The sequence below is a fragment of the Flagellimonas olearia genome (genome assembly GCF_009184425.1).
In the GTDB taxonomy this organism is placed as follows: domain Bacteria; phylum Bacteroidota; class Bacteroidia; order Flavobacteriales; family Flavobacteriaceae; genus Flagellimonas; species Flagellimonas olearia.
Genome location: NZ_WELG01000150.1, coordinates 1 through 335 on the forward strand (window position 1 = coordinate 1; position 335 = coordinate 335).

The 335-nt window shown below is 43.6% G+C and carries 1 protein-coding gene; it reads right to left on the bottom strand.

Annotation, left to right across the window (positions count from 1 at the left end):
• The coding region (locus F8C76_RS18260) for a hypothetical protein (RefSeq protein ID WP_152132975.1) at window positions 1-308 on the bottom strand (308 nt) is incomplete at its 3' end.
• Window positions 309-335 lie beyond the last annotated feature (27 nt).

Genomic DNA, 335 nt, shown 5'->3' on the forward strand with positions numbered 1-335 from the left:
GATCTTTCCGTTTCCGGACTGTAAATGCTGTCTCTGATCATATCGTTTACTTTAGATATTTCTTTTTCATATCCAATCCCAAAACCTTCTGCGGTATATCCACCAAGCTCTTCAAACACTTTTGACGGAGAATGAATACCAAGATCTGCCGTTGCCTGATTTACAGCAGCCGCACACATGGAAGCTACTGCATTAACCACCGAAGAGCTTCCGGCATAAATTCCATTGGCAAGTCCATAAGCAAGGTTTAATCCATGGTTATATAAGGACGGCGTTCTGGATGATACAATCCGCACGGATTCAATCATGCTCTTTGCCTGATTGATCGGCGCCAT